This window comes from Microcystis sp. LE19-195.1E (genome assembly GCF_027532095.1).
GTDB classification, from domain to species: Bacteria; Cyanobacteriota; Cyanobacteriia; order Cyanobacteriales; family Microcystaceae; genus Microcystis; species Microcystis aeruginosa.
Map to the genome: position 1 here is coordinate 1 of NZ_JAPZSZ010000037.1, position 14,815 is coordinate 14,815.

Genomic DNA, 14,815 nt, shown 5'->3' on the forward strand with positions numbered 1-14,815 from the left:
GAATTGAACAGGGAATAAACTTGCAAAAATTGAAAACAATTCCTCTACTGCAAGACCTCGGTTTAACCCCGCAACAAATCTCGGAACGCTTAGACTTGACTCTGGAAACAGTGCTTAACTATTTGGCACAACAGCAACAATGATCGATCCTGTTTAAACAGTCTAGAAAAGCAGCAATTGCTAAGTAGTGGGAAAATGAATAGTAGCGAATCAGTGACCTTTAACCTATCAGCGATAACTCGATGAATAACGACTTATTGACTTTTCTCTTTTGTGTTGCCCTTCTTATTCTCTATCTAGTTTTTTCAGCTTTAACCGAGATGGGAACAAAATGGCCTTGGACAAAAAAATAAGAGAAATACTTATAAAGGTTAATAAACATAAGATCGGGTGAGGGATTCGGTCATTGGTAAAATTCTAGAGATTTGCTATCTAAACAATTAACTCTATCGATCTACTGATAAAATATGAAACTAATTGGTGATATTTCCCTGAGCTTAGATTTATTCTTGTTGCTTTTTTTCTGGCATTGTCTCATCGGTGGCATTGCTACAGTCATCGCTATCAATAAAGGCTATCCAAGATTAAATTGGCTAATCTTCGGACTTCTGGGAGGAACCTTTACCTTTTTTATCGCCCTCTTTCTAGAAAAAAAGCCCAAAATTTAAGGGATGGTATTGCTTGATTATCCTTTAATAGTTCCCATCAACACCTCTAAATCTTCTGCGTCTAACTCCTCTGGTATCCCATTGCGAATTAATTCCGAAAAATCCTCATTAGGAACCATAAAACATAGTGCATAAAGTCTTCCGTCCCCCACATTTCTAATCTCGTGAATACCCGTGGGACGGACTAATAAACTATCCCCCGGCCCCAGGGGAATCGGTTTACCATCACAGATAGCCATTCCTTCCCCTTTGAGGATAAAAAACATTTCTACGGCAAAATGATGACGATGGGTAGGGGTGCGACCGTGGGGATCGAAAATTTCCACACAAACGGTCAAGGAATCCCCCGCTACGGTAGAATCGAAGACGATCGCTAAACGATTCGTATCCCCAGCACTAATGCGAAAAACTTGATAATCCCGGGGAGATCGAATCACGGGTAACATACAGTGATCGCTAGTTAGTTGGCTATTCATCGCTGATTTCGATCGAAGTGTGGATGATTCTAAGACTAGCAAAAATTTTCAACTTCGCTCGATTGCGTCCACCACTTTACTCACATCTACGATCGCAGCCACATCATGGACGCGCAGGATATCGGCCCCCTTAGCGATCGCTATGGCACAGGCCGCCGCCGTTCCGAAAACTCGTTCTTTTGGGTCATCTTTGCCTGTAATCTCACCGATAAAGCGTTTTCTCGATAATCCAATTAAAATAGGTAAATCTAAATCCCGAAATTGCCCTAATTCCCGCAATAACTCAAGATTTTGTCGCCCAGTTTTGGCAAAACCAATCCCCGGATCGATGATAATATTTTCCCTAGCAATACCCCACTGTAAAGCTTCCTTAACGCGATTCTGTAAAAATTCTTTAATTTCCTTGACTAAATCGTCATAATTTGTTAGAGATTGCATGGTTTGCGGATTGCCCCGCAGGTGCATGAGGATGATGGGAACGGCCAATTTAGCCACCGTGGGCAATAATAGGCGATCGAAGGTTCCCCCAGAAATATCATTGATCAAATCGGCCCCGGCGGCGATACCTTGGGCTGCCACGATCGCCCGGGTAGTATCGAGAGAGATAGGAATAGAACTTTGTTGTCGAATAGCGGTGATTACGGGAATAACTCGCGATAATTCCGATTCTAGGCTAATTTCTTCGGCTCCCGGACGGCTGGATTGACCACCGATATCGATTATATCAGCCCCGGCCTCGATCATTTTCATCGCCTGTAGCAGGGCATTTTCAACATTGTCGAATTCTCCCCCATCACTAAAACTATCGGGAGTAACGTTTAAAACACCCATGATATAGGTGCGTTTTCCCCAAGCAAAAATATGTTCACGAATTGCCGTTAAATTAGACATAATACTAAATCCGTTGAGTATAGGCTACATATCAGGAGAGGCACTCATGCACTCATGCAAAAGGGAGAATAAATAAAAATAATCTCCTGACTCCTGAATACTGGCTCCTGACTCCTAACTCCTGAATACTGAATACTGATGGTCATAGTTAATTTTTAGGTAGAGAAGAATCTTTTAATTCAAAATAAGCTTGTACTTCTTCTTTCCAGAGTTGATATTTTTCTTGAATTAGTTGATATTGACTGGCAAAATCGAGGGGCAAATCAACGAGATTGCTATCGATATCGGATTGCACTAATTCCCGTTCGATCAGGGTTTCTCGGATAAATTTTAAACATTCTTGTCTCAAAGTTTCCGCTTGATCAATAATTAGCTGGACTTGATTAATTGCTCGATCATATAATGGGGTTTGTGAATGAAAAATTTCGGAAGATGCGGCCAGATTTCGCAGTCTATGTAATTGATTTTTCTTTTCTACTAAACTGGCAATTTTGGGGTTAATTTCAAAAAGTAAGGTTTTCACCAGAGGAGCCAAGCGGCGAGTATTAGTATAATCGTAGTTATTAAGGTCTGATTTAATCAAGTGTACCTGTTGTAAATCGACGGTAATATCGTGGAATTGTATCTCGGTTTCGGTGATGGTGGGATGAATCGTTTTAACTTTCCAAGTAGTAATAGAAGTCAACTGCTGGCGATCACTATTAACCATTTGCTGCTCCATTTTCAGCACATCAAGGGGAATGCTATAAAGTTTTTTCTCAGGAATATAGACGACATCGCTACCGAGAATGCGAGCGATTTTAGGACGACGATATAAATAATGATACAGGAATCGATAAAAGCTTTTACTGCCTTGAAATATCTGGACAAATAACCAAATTTTCCAGCTGAATAACCCGCTGACAAAGCGTCCGAATAGATGGGAATTCGAGGAGGGGTTATTCATGAAATTCCGTTATCAGTTATCAGTGAGGGATTGGGGGTTTGGTTCTTTTCAGTGAGCGGTAAATAGTAAACAGTAATCAGGGATAAAGATGAAGATAACTAACTAACTAATTAACTTAAAACTTACATCTGATAACTGATCACTGATCACTGATCACTGATCACTGATTAAGGACGTTCTCCGGGTAGATTTTTTGACGATGTTGGTTTCGATCTTACCTGTTGACGACCGTTGCGAATAACTTGTAACATTTCCCCTAATTCTCGATCGAGATGTTCTAAAACCGCTTCGGCATAGTCGTCAGCACCTTTTTGAATTTCATGACATTCAGCTTGGGTTTTTTGTCGTAACTGTTGCACTTCCTGCAAGGTGCTGTGACGCATCTGTTCGATTTCATCGAGGGTTTGTTGTTGCAAGGATTCACACTCCTGCTGAACCCGTTGACGAATTTGGGCTGCTTGCCGTTCTGCTTGTTGAATAATACCGGACTCATCGAGAATTTGGGCAGCCCTTTGTTGAGCGGAACGAAGGACTTGTTGAGCGTATTCCTCCGCTTTAGTGATAATTTCCTGTTCTTCCTGCAAAATTGCTAAAGCTTTCTGTACTGCTGGTGGCACGGTTTCATAGATGAGATCGATCTGTTCGGATATCTGTCCCTCATCGATGATTGTCCAACGGGTGAGGGGGATATGGAAACTATCAAAAATCATCTCTTGCAGACGCGCCAAATCCTGATAGATATCGAAATCGACGGGTGGACTGGGAACCCCACTATTAGAAGTGTTAGGTACTGCTTTTCTGCGATCATTAGGTTCTCGGCGCGCCATAGGTTCAGATCGTCCTCATTGCTGTATTCTAGTATGTTAACTGTAGTATGAGTAAATATCTCTAGAAACGTTTTCTGGGACTAGATGGGTGACGGAGCCACCGAATTGAGCGATTTCTTTAACCACGCTACTACTTAAAAAACTATATTCTTTGGTGGTGGCTAAAAAAACCGTTTCGATCCCTTCCCAGAGGGTTTTATTGGTATGGGCCATTTGCAGTTCTTTTTCAAAGTCTGAGAGGACCCGCAACCCCCGCAACAGCACCTTAGCGCCTTTCAATCTGGCATATTCAACCGTCAATCCTGAAAAACTGTCTATCTCAACGTTTTTCAGGTGTTTTGTACAGTAACTGATCTGTTCTATGCGTTTTTCGACGGTAAATAAGGGGTTTTTATGGGGATTGCAAAGAACTGCCACGATTACTCGCTCGAATAGTGGCACACTGCGTTCGATAATATCTAAATGACCGAGTGTAACTGGATCGAAGCTGCCGGGGTAGATGGCGATCATTTCTCAACCTGCACACCTCGCCAAAAAGCGATATATCCTTTGATATTTTGGGCTTTTGGTTTAGGATCGGGATAATACCAAGCGGCATCTTTATTGTCCTGTCCATCTACCCTGAGAGTATAATAACTAGCCTCTCCCTTCCAAGAGCAAATGGTATGGGTGTTACTGGGTTGAAAATATTCAGCTTTGATGGTATCGGGGGGAAAATAGTAGTTTCCCTCGACAATTTCGCAGTTATCGCTTTCCGCTACCACTGCACCATTCCAAATCGCCTTTGCCATGGCACTAACTCCTAGTTCTGGTTCAAAATTATCTTACAACAGAGTTTGTAAATGTTGAACCAGTTGGTTAACCTGCACCACTCCCTCGATTCGATCGATCGGTTGACCATTTTTAAAGACTACTAAAGTCGGTAAAGCTTGAATACCGTACTTAGTGGCTAAATTAGGATATTTGTCTGTATCAATTTTGACAATTTGTAGGCGATTTTTGAAATACATTCCCGTTTGTTCTAGAATCGGAGCCATCATTTGACAAGGACCGCACCAAGTGGCATAGAAATCCACTAACACGGGGAGATTAGTGGTTTGCAACAGTTGCTGAAAACTGGAAAACTCTTTTTTGACTGCCATAAATTGTCACCTCGCTGGAACAATAGCCTTTTCCCTACTATAGCTTTTCTATATGCTCCTTAACCTCCTGCAAAAGTAAGTTCTCGAGGTGCTATCGGCTCAAAATATCTTAAAACTCAGATAAATTTGCGATAATTTTCGGTTTTATGGCTAGGATAGTTGTCTCTTGTCTTTTTTATCCTCATCTCCCTGCTCCCCGCTCCCTGCTCCCCGCTCCCTGCTCCTGTCTCGGAGTCTCCTGTCTCCTCACCTAAGGGAAGATTTTTGATTTCTCCAGAGCAGTCATCGATCGCCGGGAAAATGCTAAGTTAAGTAAAGACTCGACAGCCAACTCTCCATGAACATCCTAACCAAGCTGCTTTTTCCCGAAACTAAAACCCCAGAGCAAGTAGGTTCGCCGCGAGTACAGAAAAGCCGCCGGGGAATCGAAACTAAATCCGCCGCAGAAATCGTGATTATGCGACAAGCGGGTAAAATTGCCGCTACAGTCCTTAAGGAAATCGCCGAGATCGCTCAACCCGGGATGACGACGGCGGATCTGGATGTCTATGCGGAAAAACGTATTCGCGAAATGGGTGCTACTCCCAGTTTTAAAGGTTATTATGGCTTTCCTGCCTCGATTTGTGCCTCCGTCGATAACGAAGTCGTTCACGGTATCCCTAGCCCGAAAAAACGCCTCAAAGCCGGTTCTGTGTTAAAGGTAGATACGGGGGCCTACTACCAAGGTTATCATGGGGATTCCTGTATCACGATCGCGATCGGTTCCGTCTCTCCCAAAGCCGAAAAATTAATCCGCGTGGCGGAAGAAGCTTTATATAAAGGCATAAATCAGGTAAAAGCGGGCAATTATCTACTCGATATCGCAGCAGCGATCGAAGATCACGTTCAAGCTAACGGTTTCCAAGTAGTAGAAGATTTTACCGGTCATGGAGTCGGCAGAAATCTCCACGAAGAACCCTCGGTATTTAATTTTCGCACTAATCAGTTACCCAATGTCAAGCTCCGCGCTGGGATGACTCTGGCAATTGAACCAATTGTCAACGCAGGATCTAAACATACCAGAACTTTGCGCGATCGTTGGACGGTGGTGACGATGGATAATGCTCTCTCCGCTCAGTTTGAGCATACTGTCTTAGTAACCGCCACGGGGTACGAAATCTTAACCGAGCGCAATAACCGATAAAATTGTCTATCTAGGCATAATGGCAAAATAAAAGATTTTTTGCTCCGGAATCTTAATTGGAAGTTTGTTTAGCGGCAGGATGTAGTCAAAATGTTTAAAAATATCGTTGTTGCCTTAGATTGTGGGGAATTATCGGATCGAGTCCTTGATTCCTTGAATTCCCTTTCTCTAACGGCAAATTCTTGCCTCATACTCACCCATATCCTCGGCAAGGAGGGAGATGAATCGCCAGTGGATCGCCCTCACCCCTCCCGTGAGATCATTGAAGATCAATTGCGCTGCTATCAATCCCAGATTGCTGCCCCTAGTGAAATCGAGGTCATCTTTGGTGATCCAGCGGAGGAAATTATTCGTTTAGCTAATATCTATCATGCTGATCTGATCGTGATCGGCAGTCGGGGATTAACGGGAGTTCAACGGGTGATCGAAGATTCTGTTAGTAGTCTCGTGGTGGCAGAAGCTACCTGTTCAGTATTGGTGGTAAAAGCATAGCAGCCAGCATTCAGCTAGAAAAGGTACTCTGGCAAGAGTGCCTAAGTAGTCTTGAGCACCACTGCTGACTAAAATTTGCAAATCTTATTTTTCCCCAATGTTTTCCCCCATACATTCCCCAGTATTTCCCCACTCACTCCCAAGTTTTCCACAGTTTACCCAGACTTTTCCACAGGCAACAGCGATAGAATCGGCACTTGCTTCTAGAAAAAATTAATCTTGATTGTCAAAATTCCCATCGATAGATACTGAGTTATTGTTAAGTTGAGTAAATAAAATCTAGCTCTAACCCTTATTCCCTCGTAAATATTAAGTTTTTCTAAAGCATTCCTTTACATCTGGTAATATTGCAACTCCCCCCAACTTGGCTCACAATAGTCCTTACTGTCCACTGCACCAGTCAGGGATTTCCCCACTTCAGATTCAGAGGTAAACGATATGAATACATCAGTCAGTATCTTGGCAGAAATCCCCGAAATCCTCCACCAATCCCTACAACAATATCTAGAAACTCACCCCGGTTGGGATCAAGATGGTGTGTTTACGGCGGCCTTATCATTTTTTCTACTTAATTGTCAATCCTCCGAAAGGATGAATTTTGAGGAGCCAAATAGCTGTGCCAAGGTTTATCTAGAAACTTTGTTCCAGCGCTCGGAGTGCTAATTCGGGGATAATAAGAGTCGGGTCATGGTTAAAAACCCGATTTTCCCCTATGAATTCCGATAAAACCCCTAATTTAATCATTCCTCAGCTAATTATCGGTTTGGGTAATCCCGAACCCAAATATGATCGCACCCGTCATAATATCGGTTTTGAAGCTGTGGACTCATTAGCACGGGATTGGGGGCTGTCTTGGCAGGAAAACAAGCGATTTCAAGGTTTTATTGCCGAAGGTGACAGTCCTCTCCCGGGCAAAATTCGTCTCTTGAAACCCCAAACCTATATGAATCGCTCCGGGCAATCGGTGCGATCGGTGCTGGACTGGTATAAACTAGCTCCAGAGTCGATTTTAGTCATTTACGATGATATGGATCTGCCCCTAGGCCGGTTGAGAATCCGTCTATCGGGATCGGCTGGCGGACACAACGGTATTAAATCAATGATTGCCCACGTTGGCACGGAAAACTTCGCTCGTTTACGCATAGGAATCGGTAAATCAACCGAAAAAGCGACAATTTCCCACGTTTTAGGCCGATTCACCCCCCAAGAAAACCAAGTGATCTTGAAAGTGTTAGACTTGTCCAGAAAAGCGATCGAACTTGGTCTCAAACAAGGGTTACAAAAGGCAATGAGTCTCTACAATAATCAAAGTGTAGAGATTGGTTCTAATCTATGCTGATAGCAAATAAGCCTGATTTTAGTAATGGTTATAATCGCCATTTTCGTCTATACTCTTACAGAACCCTCGGTCAAATTTTGATCGCCCTTTGCTAGATTAGGTCAATTTTTATCCTCGATATTAGCAGTTTAACTATGATTAATCGCCAAAGTTTGCTGAGATTCGCCCACAAGTTTAATCTCATTTTATTGATAATCGCTACAGTTTTTTGTCTTTGGAGTAATGCTGCTTTTGCCCATCGTCCCCATGATGTAATTAGTCAATTGGAAGTTTCTCCCGATTTCCAGACAGATAATACAGTATATATCTTGGTGCGAAATAACTTTTATAAGTCTAGGGATGGAGGTAGCAACTGGACAAGATTAATTCAAGGTTTAGATTATACGGGGGAATTAAGTTCCCTATCCCTATCTCCCCTCAATAAAAATATTCTCTATTTAGCTTCAAGATCCGATGGTATTTATAAAAGTGAAGATGCGGGGGAATCTTGGCAGAAAGTTAATCAGGGTTTAGAAACTAACTTTATTAACTTCGTAGAAATTGCCCCTTCCGATCCCAATATAGTAGCGGCAGTGGGATTAGAAAAAGGGGTTTATTTAACCGAAGATGGCGGTAAAAATTGGTCAAATATTTTCCCCACCACGGCACTGATAACCTCTCTAGCTATTACTCCCAACAATCCTGATCGAATTTTTTTCGGGGATGAACAGGGTAAATTATACACTTCCTCCGATGGGGGGAAAACTTGGCAGAATCTCCCCTTACCTGCTAATGTGGGGGCAGTGGATACAATTGCTTTTTCTCCTAATTTAGACAGGGATAAAACCTTTTTTGTCGGCACAAAAGAAGCAGGTATTTTTAAAACCGTTGATGATGGTAAAAGCTTCCAAGCTGTTAACGAAGGAATTAAGGATAAAATCATCGAAGACATCGTTATTTCTCCCCAGTATACCCAAAATTCAACCCTTTATGCCATCACTTGGTATGAGGGAATGTATGTTTCGCAAGATGGGGGCAAAAGTTGGACAAAAATGAGCGAGGGTTTAACCAAAGATAAACAGGCTGATGATTATAAAGTTCCCCATTTTATGGATTTAAAAATAGTTCAAGATACGATGTTTTTGGGGGGATTTAATGGCTTATTTAAAACCACGGATAGCGGCAAACAATGGCAGGAAATAGAAACTTTAGCCCGGGGAACAGTTATCGCCATGGCGGTTTCTCCTAAATATGCCGAGGATGCCACTGTCGTCATTGCTAATTATGTAGGCAATATCTTCATCAGTCGGGATAAAGGGGAAACTTGGACACCAATTAATCGCGGTTTAGAGGTTTATCGACTTGGTAAAGATCCCGAAGAATCAGGACAAGATCCCCGGCGTTTCTTTGACATTGCCTTTTCTCCTAACTATGGAGAAGATAGAACTATTTTTGCGGGGTTTTTACGCAATAAATTTGCCAAATCCGATAACAGTGGTGATTTCTGGAAAATTATCGAAATCGATGAAGGAGTCCGCGGTCCGAGGATAGTTCCTTCCCCAGATTTTGCCAAGGATAAAACTCTTTTTCTCACCAATCAGCAAGGCAGAATATTTCGTTCTACCGATGGAGGAAATACGGTTAAAAAGATCAGTGAAGTGGGCAGAATTTTTGGTAATTATGCCCCTGCCATGGTAGCTTCCCCTGATTTTGCTAAGGATAAAACTTTGTTTGTCACGGGAAAAGAGGGTATTTATCAAAGTGTTGATGGTGGACTAACTTGGAAAAATGTCAGCCAAGGAACCCCCCTATCAAAAACCTCTAATGTGCAGTTGGCAATGTCTCCCAATTATCCCAGTGATGGAACTATTTTTGCTGGGACAATTTCTGGTTTGTTTGTCACCAAAGATGGGGCTAAAAGTTGGACAAAATTAGAGAAACCAGGGTTTAATCCGCAGGCATCAGTAGAAACCATTGCTATCTCTCCTGATTATGCTAATGATCGCACGGTAATAGTTAGTTTACAGGGAGATGGTTTGTTTAAATCTACCGATGGCGGGGAAACTTTTAAATCAATTGGTGATCCTAAAATACCCCTAGTGAAAATTCATAGTATCCCTTCCTCTGGTATCTCCGTCCAGTTTTCTCCTAATTACGCTCAAGATAAAACTTTATTCGGTTTTGGTGGCGCTAAAACTACAGTTTTTCGTTCCACCGATGGGGGAGAAACTTGGACAAGTGTAACTATTCCTCCTCATGCGGAAGAAAATACACCCCGCTATAAAATCGGTGAATTTTTCTCTGGTCCACTTGGCACAATCTTGCGCGTGGTTATCCCGATTCTCCTAGCAATCGCCGCTTATTTTCTGGTGGGTTTCTTGAAACTGGAGAAAGTTATTAATCTTCCTAAATCCTTCTTCCGCATGGCAGGGGCATTTATGGTTTTTCTGTTTGTTTTCTTCGCTATCATTAGCCAAGTTTAGCGGAAATTTTCACCGGCGGGGCTTGACAAATCCCGCCGCTTGCCTTATACTTATATATATAATGGGAATCCGTGCCTGCCTGCGACCTCTGATTTTTACAGCAGTCAACCCCTCAGAGAATTAACCATCGGCAACGTAGGGATTGACCATCTTAGCGGGGTCAACAATGCGATCAAAATCCGCTTCCTTGATGTATCCCAGTTGCAAGGCTGCCACTTTCAGAGTTAAATCCTTTTCTAGGGCATAATGAGCGACGTAGGCAGCCTTTTGGTAGCCAATCACGGGACTTAAGGCAGTCACCAGCATCAAGGATTGATTTAAAAAAGTCTCAATTTGTTTTTGATTAGCAGTCATCCCCTTAACCAAAAACTGACAGAAATTACCGCAACCATCAGTGAGCAAACGGATAGACTGCATGAGATTATGAATCAACAGCGGTTTATAGACATTCATTTCCAGATGTCCTCCGGCGCCTCCCATCGTCACCGCTAAATCATTAGCCATCACCTGCAATGCTATCATCGATAAAGCTTCGCATTGGGTGGGATTAACTTTCCCCGGCATAATTGAAGAACCCGGTTCGTTTTCCGGCAGCTGTAATTCTCCTAATCCACAACGGGGACCACAGCTAAGTAAACGGATATCATTAGCAATTTTATACAGGGAACTAGCGATAGTTTTCAATCCCCCGCTCAAGAAAACTAGAGCATCGTGGGAACCTTGCACGGTAAACTTATTAGGGGCGGTAATAAAGGGTAATTTAGTCAGATTAGCGATTTCGGCAGCCACATCTCGATCAAAATCTGGGGGAGCATTAATTCCCGTACCTACTGCTGTTCCTCCCAAGGATAAACGATAGACTTTTTCTAGACATTTTTCTAGCCAATCGCTGCCATCATCCAATAAACCCACATAACCGGAGAATTCTTGTCCGAGGGTTAAAGGGGTGGCATCCTGTAGGTGAGTGCGACCAATTTTAACTATATTTGCCCATAATTGCGCCTTTTCATCGAGACTATTCCGTAATAGTTGCAGACTGGGAATTAATTTTTCCTTGACTGCCAAGGCAACGGCAATATACATGGCCGAGGGAAAGGAATCATTAGTCGATTGGGACATATTAACATGATCGTTGGGGTCCACGGGAGTTTTGCTACCCAGAGGATTCCCCGTCAGTTGACTGCAACGATTGGAGATGACTTCGTTGATGTTCATGTTAAACTGGGTGCCACTTCCCGTCATCCAAACGTAGAGGGGAAAGTTATCCGCGTGTTGTCCGGCTAAAATTTCATCGCAGACTTGACAGATTAGGTTTTTTCTCTCCTGACTGAGACGATTTTTTTGCTGATTGACAATTGCACAGGCTTTTTTGAGAATGGCATAGGACGCGATCATCTCCCGGGGCATGAGATTATCACCGATACTAAAGTATTGTAGGGATCTTTGGGTCTGCGCTCCCCAAAGTTTATCGGCAGGTACGGGAATTTCTCCCATGCTGTCTTTCTCGATGCGAAATTCTGTCATCTTTAAGTTACTTCTGCATCTGGCCTGAAAAGAGAGGGTCTCCAGGACGACACGGATTCCCATTATAATAAAAGTATAAGTCAAGTCTAGCTAGTTTGTCAAGCCCTATTGGGACTTTTTATTGGCGGCATTTTTACCCGGGAGGTTGACAAGAATAACTGGCAGGGTGCTGGGGCGATTAGGATGATTAAATGAGACAAAAACTGTTATATTTTAGGGAAGATAATCGGTAAAAAAGACGGGATTAGAGACTATGGACACAGCGATCGCATTAAGTTGGACATTGGGAATTATCTTAGGGTTGATGACCCTTTTGTTTATCTTACGGATCGTGCTGACTTGGAATCCACAGGTAGATTTAAATAGCTTTCCCTTTAATATTATTGCCTGGCCAACGGAACCTTTTTTAATCCCCGTGCGTCAACTCATACCCCCCTTAGGAGGAGTTGACATTTCTCCAATTATTTGGGTGGGAATTTGTACGCTGCTGCGGGAAATTCTTCTCGGTCAACAGGGTTTAATTACCATGGCCTTAAAATAATTATTCACGCGACTAAAATATGCTGACATAATTTATGTTCTAACTCTCGTTCCTCTTTTTCTAGGGTAATAATCGCCTGTTTGATAATACTTTTAACATCCATACCTTGGTCGTATTGTTTTAACCATTGTTGTGCAGTGTTACCTTCGCGGAGGATTTTTTGTAAGGGAGAGAGGAAACAACTAAAACCCTTTTCTTTAGCGATCGGATAAACTTGAACATAGAGGTCTTTAATCCAATCCCTAGCTAAGATTTCCCGGCCATCGTACCAATGTCTCAGGGTGGCATCAAGACTAAAACGTGCGGCAGCCTGTTCGTTTTCTTGGGTTAAAGTTAATAAATCCTCGCTGCGATTGCTGCTGGGTAATTGACTTAAAATTAAAGGGTCTAATTGGGTATCCTGTAAAAGTTGAGTTAAACGGGCCTCTAAAAAAGCCATAACTGCCAATAAACTAATAGGATCAGCAATCAGGTCACAAATTCGCAATTCTAGACGATTGAGATTATAGGGACGATTGCTACCGTTAGGACGTACCGAAACCCAGAGATGACGAACATTCTGCATCGTACCGAGTTTTAATTGTTCCTGGGTCCAAGTGACAAAATGTTTATGACTTTCAAAGAGGGGAACATAAGCGGGAGTTTGGGGGAAAACTTGCCAACGACGGGAATGGGACCCAGTGATTTTCCCATCGAGAAAGGGAGAAGAAGCACTTAAAGCCAAGTATAAAGGAGCTTCTAGGCGAATTAAGCGACAGGCACGCATTAAATCCTCATAATCGCTAATACCGACGTTAATATGAATACTGGCCGTGACTACATTAGTGCCGTAGGTCTGTTCAATATAGTCATGATAGGGATTGTGGGGGTCACTGCGATAAAAATGTTGACTATCGCCCAAGGAGAGGGTACTGCCAGGGATTAGGGTATAATCGCCTAAACGACGCAAATATCGCCGTAGAGCGAGACGAGGTTTTAAAGTAGCGCATAAAAGACGGTCATAGTTAGTCATGGGAGCCGTAGTATATTCTACGTTACGACTATCCGGTTCCCGGACAAAACCATCTAAATCCTTGACAATGCGATCGGATAAACCGATAATTTCTCCGGCTGCTGTTCCGGTGTACATTTCCACTTCAAAACCTTTACTTAGGAGCATCGTCAATCCACCTTGCTGTGTCTATTTTGTAGTGTGACATTATTTGGACTGTAAATGACGTTCGATCAGCAGAATCGCCACTATATCATCAATGGGGCGATCGGGAAGACGCATACCTTGGGGGATGAGTTTCTGTAATCCTTTGGGGGGAAACATCAGCCAATAGCGATCGCGCGCTTCTAGGGTACTATTGCGTTCATCTACTAGAGTAATCGGGATGGTGATACGAGCGGCAATTTTTTGGCGCCAACTTTTCGAGGTGGTTTGATTCCCCATCACCAATAATTCGATCGGATATTGTTGACAGAGACTAGCTAAACGCTCGATCGCTTGTGACGATGCTATCACCTCATGGGTATAAATTTTCCCCGTTGATGACCTGACCGCGATCCCACATTTATCCTTACCCGGATCAAAACCGAGAATACACATAGTTTTTATCTCCTGCAGCAGTGGTCGGTTTTATTAAATCACTAAATTAGGGTCTTGGGTGTCGGGTTTTGGGGTTTTAGGGTTTTAGGGTGTTGGGGTTTTAGCAGGGTAAGCGCATCTTAACAATCCTTGACAAAATTAACTTTATGTGAGTTGCTTACCCACGATTCAGGCATATTTGAGGAGAATTTGCCATCTCAATTGTTAAGCAAAAATCGACCAAATGGGTCGAGTTCATCGAAAATTTGGGTCTGAAACCCCGTCGTTCTACGACGGCTTTACTGTTAAATATTAGCACATTTACGAAATATATGCTAAAATGTGAGGTATGGAAAAAGCCTATTCGTTTCGATTTTACCCAACACCCGAACAAGAGTCGCTATTGCGGCGCACTTTGGGCTGTGTAAGATTGGTTTACAATAAGGCACTCCATCTCAGAACACAAGCTTGGTACGAAAGACAAGAAAGAGTAGGATATGCTGAAACTTCTTCAATGCTAACTGATTGGAAAAAGCAAGAAGAATTAGAGTTTTTAAACGAAGTTAGCTGTGTACCCTTACAACAAGGGTTAAGACATTTACAAACAGCTTTCACTAACTTCTTTGCTGGTCGTACTAAGTATCCTAACTTTAAGAAAAAACATCAGGGAGGAAGTGCCGAATTTACCAAATCAGCCTTTAAATTTAAAGACAAACAAATCTATTTAGCCAAATGCACAGAACCTTTACCTATT

Annotated in this window: 18 protein-coding genes and 1 pseudogene; 9 read left to right on the forward strand and 10 right to left on the reverse strand. The window is 42.6% G+C overall.

Features of this window, described 5'->3' with window-relative positions; translation table 11 throughout:
• Together O9300_RS02620 and O9300_RS02625 are read left to right on the forward strand one after the other, a co-directional pair.
• Positions 1-143 (forward strand): annotated as a pseudogene (locus O9300_RS02620) (Rpn family recombination-promoting nuclease/putative transposase); the annotation flags it as partial.
• A 324-nt stretch (positions 144-467) separates the two neighbouring features.
• Positions 468-668, forward strand: coding sequence for a hypothetical protein (locus tag O9300_RS02625; RefSeq protein WP_036389287.1), 201 nt, complete (start codon positions 468-470; stop codon positions 666-668).
• A 17-nt stretch (positions 669-685) separates the two neighbouring features.
• Here O9300_RS02625 and O9300_RS02630 read toward each other — a convergent pair whose 3' ends face one another.
• From O9300_RS02630 to trxA, 7 genes are all read right to left on the reverse strand, one after another.
• A complete protein-coding gene (locus tag O9300_RS02630) occupies positions 686-1,144 on the reverse strand; it encodes a cupin domain-containing protein (RefSeq protein ID WP_002758047.1) in 459 nt (152 codons plus the stop codon).
• A 48-nt stretch (positions 1,145-1,192) separates the two neighbouring features.
• The gene (folP, locus tag O9300_RS02635) at positions 1,193-2,035 is read right to left on the reverse strand and encodes a dihydropteroate synthase (protein ID WP_287969881.1); all 843 of its coding nucleotides are present in this window, start codon (positions 2,033-2,035) and stop codon (positions 1,193-1,195) included.
• 148 nt (positions 2,036-2,183) lie between these two features.
• Entirely contained in the window at positions 2,184-2,981 is a 798-nt protein-coding gene (locus O9300_RS02640; protein ID WP_190723526.1) for a hypothetical protein, read from the reverse strand.
• A gap of 167 nt (positions 2,982-3,148) precedes the next feature.
• Positions 3,149-3,808: an ATP synthase subunit B family protein gene (locus tag O9300_RS02645; protein ID WP_041803739.1), complete on the reverse strand. Its 660-nt coding sequence runs from the start codon at positions 3,806-3,808 to the stop codon at positions 3,149-3,151.
• Between the two features lie 36 nt (positions 3,809-3,844).
• Positions 3,845-4,318: a pantetheine-phosphate adenylyltransferase gene (gene coaD / locus O9300_RS02650; RefSeq protein WP_002758057.1), complete on the reverse strand. Its 474-nt coding sequence runs from the start codon at positions 4,316-4,318 to the stop codon at positions 3,845-3,847.
• Positions 4,315-4,599 (reverse strand): DUF427 domain-containing protein, encoded by a 285-nt coding sequence (locus O9300_RS02655; protein ID WP_002750041.1) that lies wholly within the window; start codon positions 4,597-4,599, stop codon positions 4,315-4,317. Before O9300_RS02655 ends, coaD begins: the two co-directional genes overlap by 4 nt.
• 33 nt (positions 4,600-4,632) lie before the next feature.
• Positions 4,633-4,950, reverse strand: a complete 318-nt coding sequence (trxA, locus tag O9300_RS02660) for a thioredoxin (RefSeq protein WP_045360722.1) — start codon at positions 4,948-4,950, stop codon at positions 4,633-4,635.
• A 337-nt stretch (positions 4,951-5,287) separates the two neighbouring features.
• Here trxA and map point away from each other — a divergent pair, with 337 nt between their 5' ends.
• The 5 genes from map to O9300_RS02685 all read left to right on the forward strand — a co-directional run bounded on the left by map (position 5,288) and on the right by O9300_RS02685 (position 10,426).
• Positions 5,288-6,133, forward strand: coding sequence for a type I methionyl aminopeptidase (gene map / locus O9300_RS02665; RefSeq protein WP_287969885.1), 846 nt, complete (start codon positions 5,288-5,290; stop codon positions 6,131-6,133).
• A gap of 90 nt (positions 6,134-6,223) precedes the next feature.
• Complete coding sequence (locus O9300_RS02670) at positions 6,224-6,625, forward strand: universal stress protein (protein WP_012264267.1); 402 nt, start codon at positions 6,224-6,226, stop codon at positions 6,623-6,625.
• 438 nt (positions 6,626-7,063) lie between these two features.
• A complete protein-coding gene (locus O9300_RS02675) occupies positions 7,064-7,288 on the forward strand; it encodes a DUF2811 domain-containing protein (protein WP_287969887.1) in 225 nt (74 codons plus the stop codon).
• Between the two features lie 49 nt (positions 7,289-7,337).
• A complete protein-coding gene (gene pth, locus O9300_RS02680; protein ID WP_061430600.1) occupies positions 7,338-7,964 on the forward strand; it encodes an aminoacyl-tRNA hydrolase in 627 nt (208 codons plus the stop codon).
• 134 nt (positions 7,965-8,098) lie between these two features.
• Positions 8,099-10,426: a WD40/YVTN/BNR-like repeat-containing protein gene (locus O9300_RS02685; RefSeq protein WP_287969889.1), complete on the forward strand. Its 2,328-nt coding sequence runs from the start codon at positions 8,099-8,101 to the stop codon at positions 10,424-10,426.
• Between the two features lie 120 nt (positions 10,427-10,546).
• On the opposite strand, the gene fumC is transcribed toward O9300_RS02685, so the two are convergent.
• Positions 10,547-11,950, reverse strand: coding sequence for a class II fumarate hydratase (gene fumC / locus O9300_RS02690; protein ID WP_061431054.1), 1,404 nt, complete (start codon positions 11,948-11,950; stop codon positions 10,547-10,549).
• 253 nt (positions 11,951-12,203) lie between these two features.
• Here fumC and O9300_RS02695 point away from each other — a divergent pair, with 253 nt between their 5' ends.
• Positions 12,204-12,491 carry a YggT family protein gene (locus tag O9300_RS02695; RefSeq protein ID WP_147069229.1) on the forward strand — a complete coding sequence of 96 codons (288 nt, stop codon included), beginning with the start codon at positions 12,204-12,206 and terminating at the stop codon, positions 12,489-12,491.
• Positions 12,492-12,495: 4 nt separating this feature from the next.
• Here O9300_RS02695 and gshA read toward each other — a convergent pair whose 3' ends face one another.
• Positions 12,496-13,650, reverse strand: coding sequence for a glutamate--cysteine ligase (gshA, locus tag O9300_RS02700; RefSeq protein ID WP_287969892.1), 1,155 nt, complete (start codon positions 13,648-13,650; stop codon positions 12,496-12,498).
• Positions 13,651-13,689: 39 nt separating this feature from the next.
• Positions 13,690-14,082 (reverse strand): pre-16S rRNA-processing nuclease YqgF, encoded by a 393-nt coding sequence (locus O9300_RS02705; RefSeq protein ID WP_287969894.1) that lies wholly within the window; start codon positions 14,080-14,082, stop codon positions 13,690-13,692.
• A 328-nt stretch (positions 14,083-14,410) separates the two neighbouring features.
• Between O9300_RS02705 and O9300_RS02710 the strand changes: the two genes are divergently transcribed.
• Positions 14,411-14,815: RNA-guided endonuclease InsQ/TnpB family protein (locus O9300_RS02710; RefSeq protein ID WP_287969896.1), on the forward strand; the 405-nt coding region annotated here is incomplete at its 3' end.

Excerpts from the sequence above, each read along its gene's own strand:
- O9300_RS02625 (WP_036389287.1), top strand. The coding sequence starts at position 468 with ATGAAACTAATTGGTGATATTTCCCTGAGCTTAGATTTATTCTTGTTG.
- O9300_RS02630 (WP_002758047.1), bottom strand. The coding sequence starts at position 1,144 with ATGAATAGCCAACTAACTAGCGATCACTGTATGTTACCCGTGATTCGA.
- folP (WP_287969881.1), bottom strand. The coding sequence starts at position 2,035 with ATGTCTAATTTAACGGCAATTCGTGAACATATTTTTGCTTGGGGAAAA.
- O9300_RS02640 (WP_190723526.1), bottom strand. The coding sequence starts at position 2,981 with ATGAATAACCCCTCCTCGAATTCCCATCTATTCGGACGCTTTGTCAGC.
- O9300_RS02645 (WP_041803739.1), bottom strand. The coding sequence starts at position 3,808 with ATGGCGCGCCGAGAACCTAATGATCGCAGAAAAGCAGTACCTAACACT.
- coaD (WP_002758057.1), bottom strand. The coding sequence starts at position 4,318 with ATGATCGCCATCTACCCCGGCAGCTTCGATCCAGTTACACTCGGTCAT.
- O9300_RS02655 (WP_002750041.1), bottom strand. The coding sequence starts at position 4,599 with ATGGCAAAGGCGATTTGGAATGGTGCAGTGGTAGCGGAAAGCGATAAC.
- trxA (WP_045360722.1), bottom strand. The coding sequence starts at position 4,950 with ATGGCAGTCAAAAAAGAGTTTTCCAGTTTTCAGCAACTGTTGCAAACC.
- map (WP_287969885.1), top strand. The coding sequence starts at position 5,288 with ATGAACATCCTAACCAAGCTGCTTTTTCCCGAAACTAAAACCCCAGAG.
- O9300_RS02670 (WP_012264267.1), top strand. The coding sequence starts at position 6,224 with ATGTTTAAAAATATCGTTGTTGCCTTAGATTGTGGGGAATTATCGGAT.
- O9300_RS02675 (WP_287969887.1), top strand. The coding sequence starts at position 7,064 with ATGAATACATCAGTCAGTATCTTGGCAGAAATCCCCGAAATCCTCCAC.
- pth (WP_061430600.1), top strand. The coding sequence starts at position 7,338 with ATGAATTCCGATAAAACCCCTAATTTAATCATTCCTCAGCTAATTATC.
- O9300_RS02685 (WP_287969889.1), top strand. The coding sequence starts at position 8,099 with ATGATTAATCGCCAAAGTTTGCTGAGATTCGCCCACAAGTTTAATCTC.
- fumC (WP_061431054.1), bottom strand. The coding sequence starts at position 11,950 with ATGACAGAATTTCGCATCGAGAAAGACAGCATGGGAGAAATTCCCGTA.
- O9300_RS02695 (WP_147069229.1), top strand. The coding sequence starts at position 12,204 with ATGGACACAGCGATCGCATTAAGTTGGACATTGGGAATTATCTTAGGG.
- gshA (WP_287969892.1), bottom strand. The coding sequence starts at position 13,650 with ATGCTCCTAAGTAAAGGTTTTGAAGTGGAAATGTACACCGGAACAGCA.
- O9300_RS02705 (WP_287969894.1), bottom strand. The coding sequence starts at position 14,082 with ATGTGTATTCTCGGTTTTGATCCGGGTAAGGATAAATGTGGGATCGCG.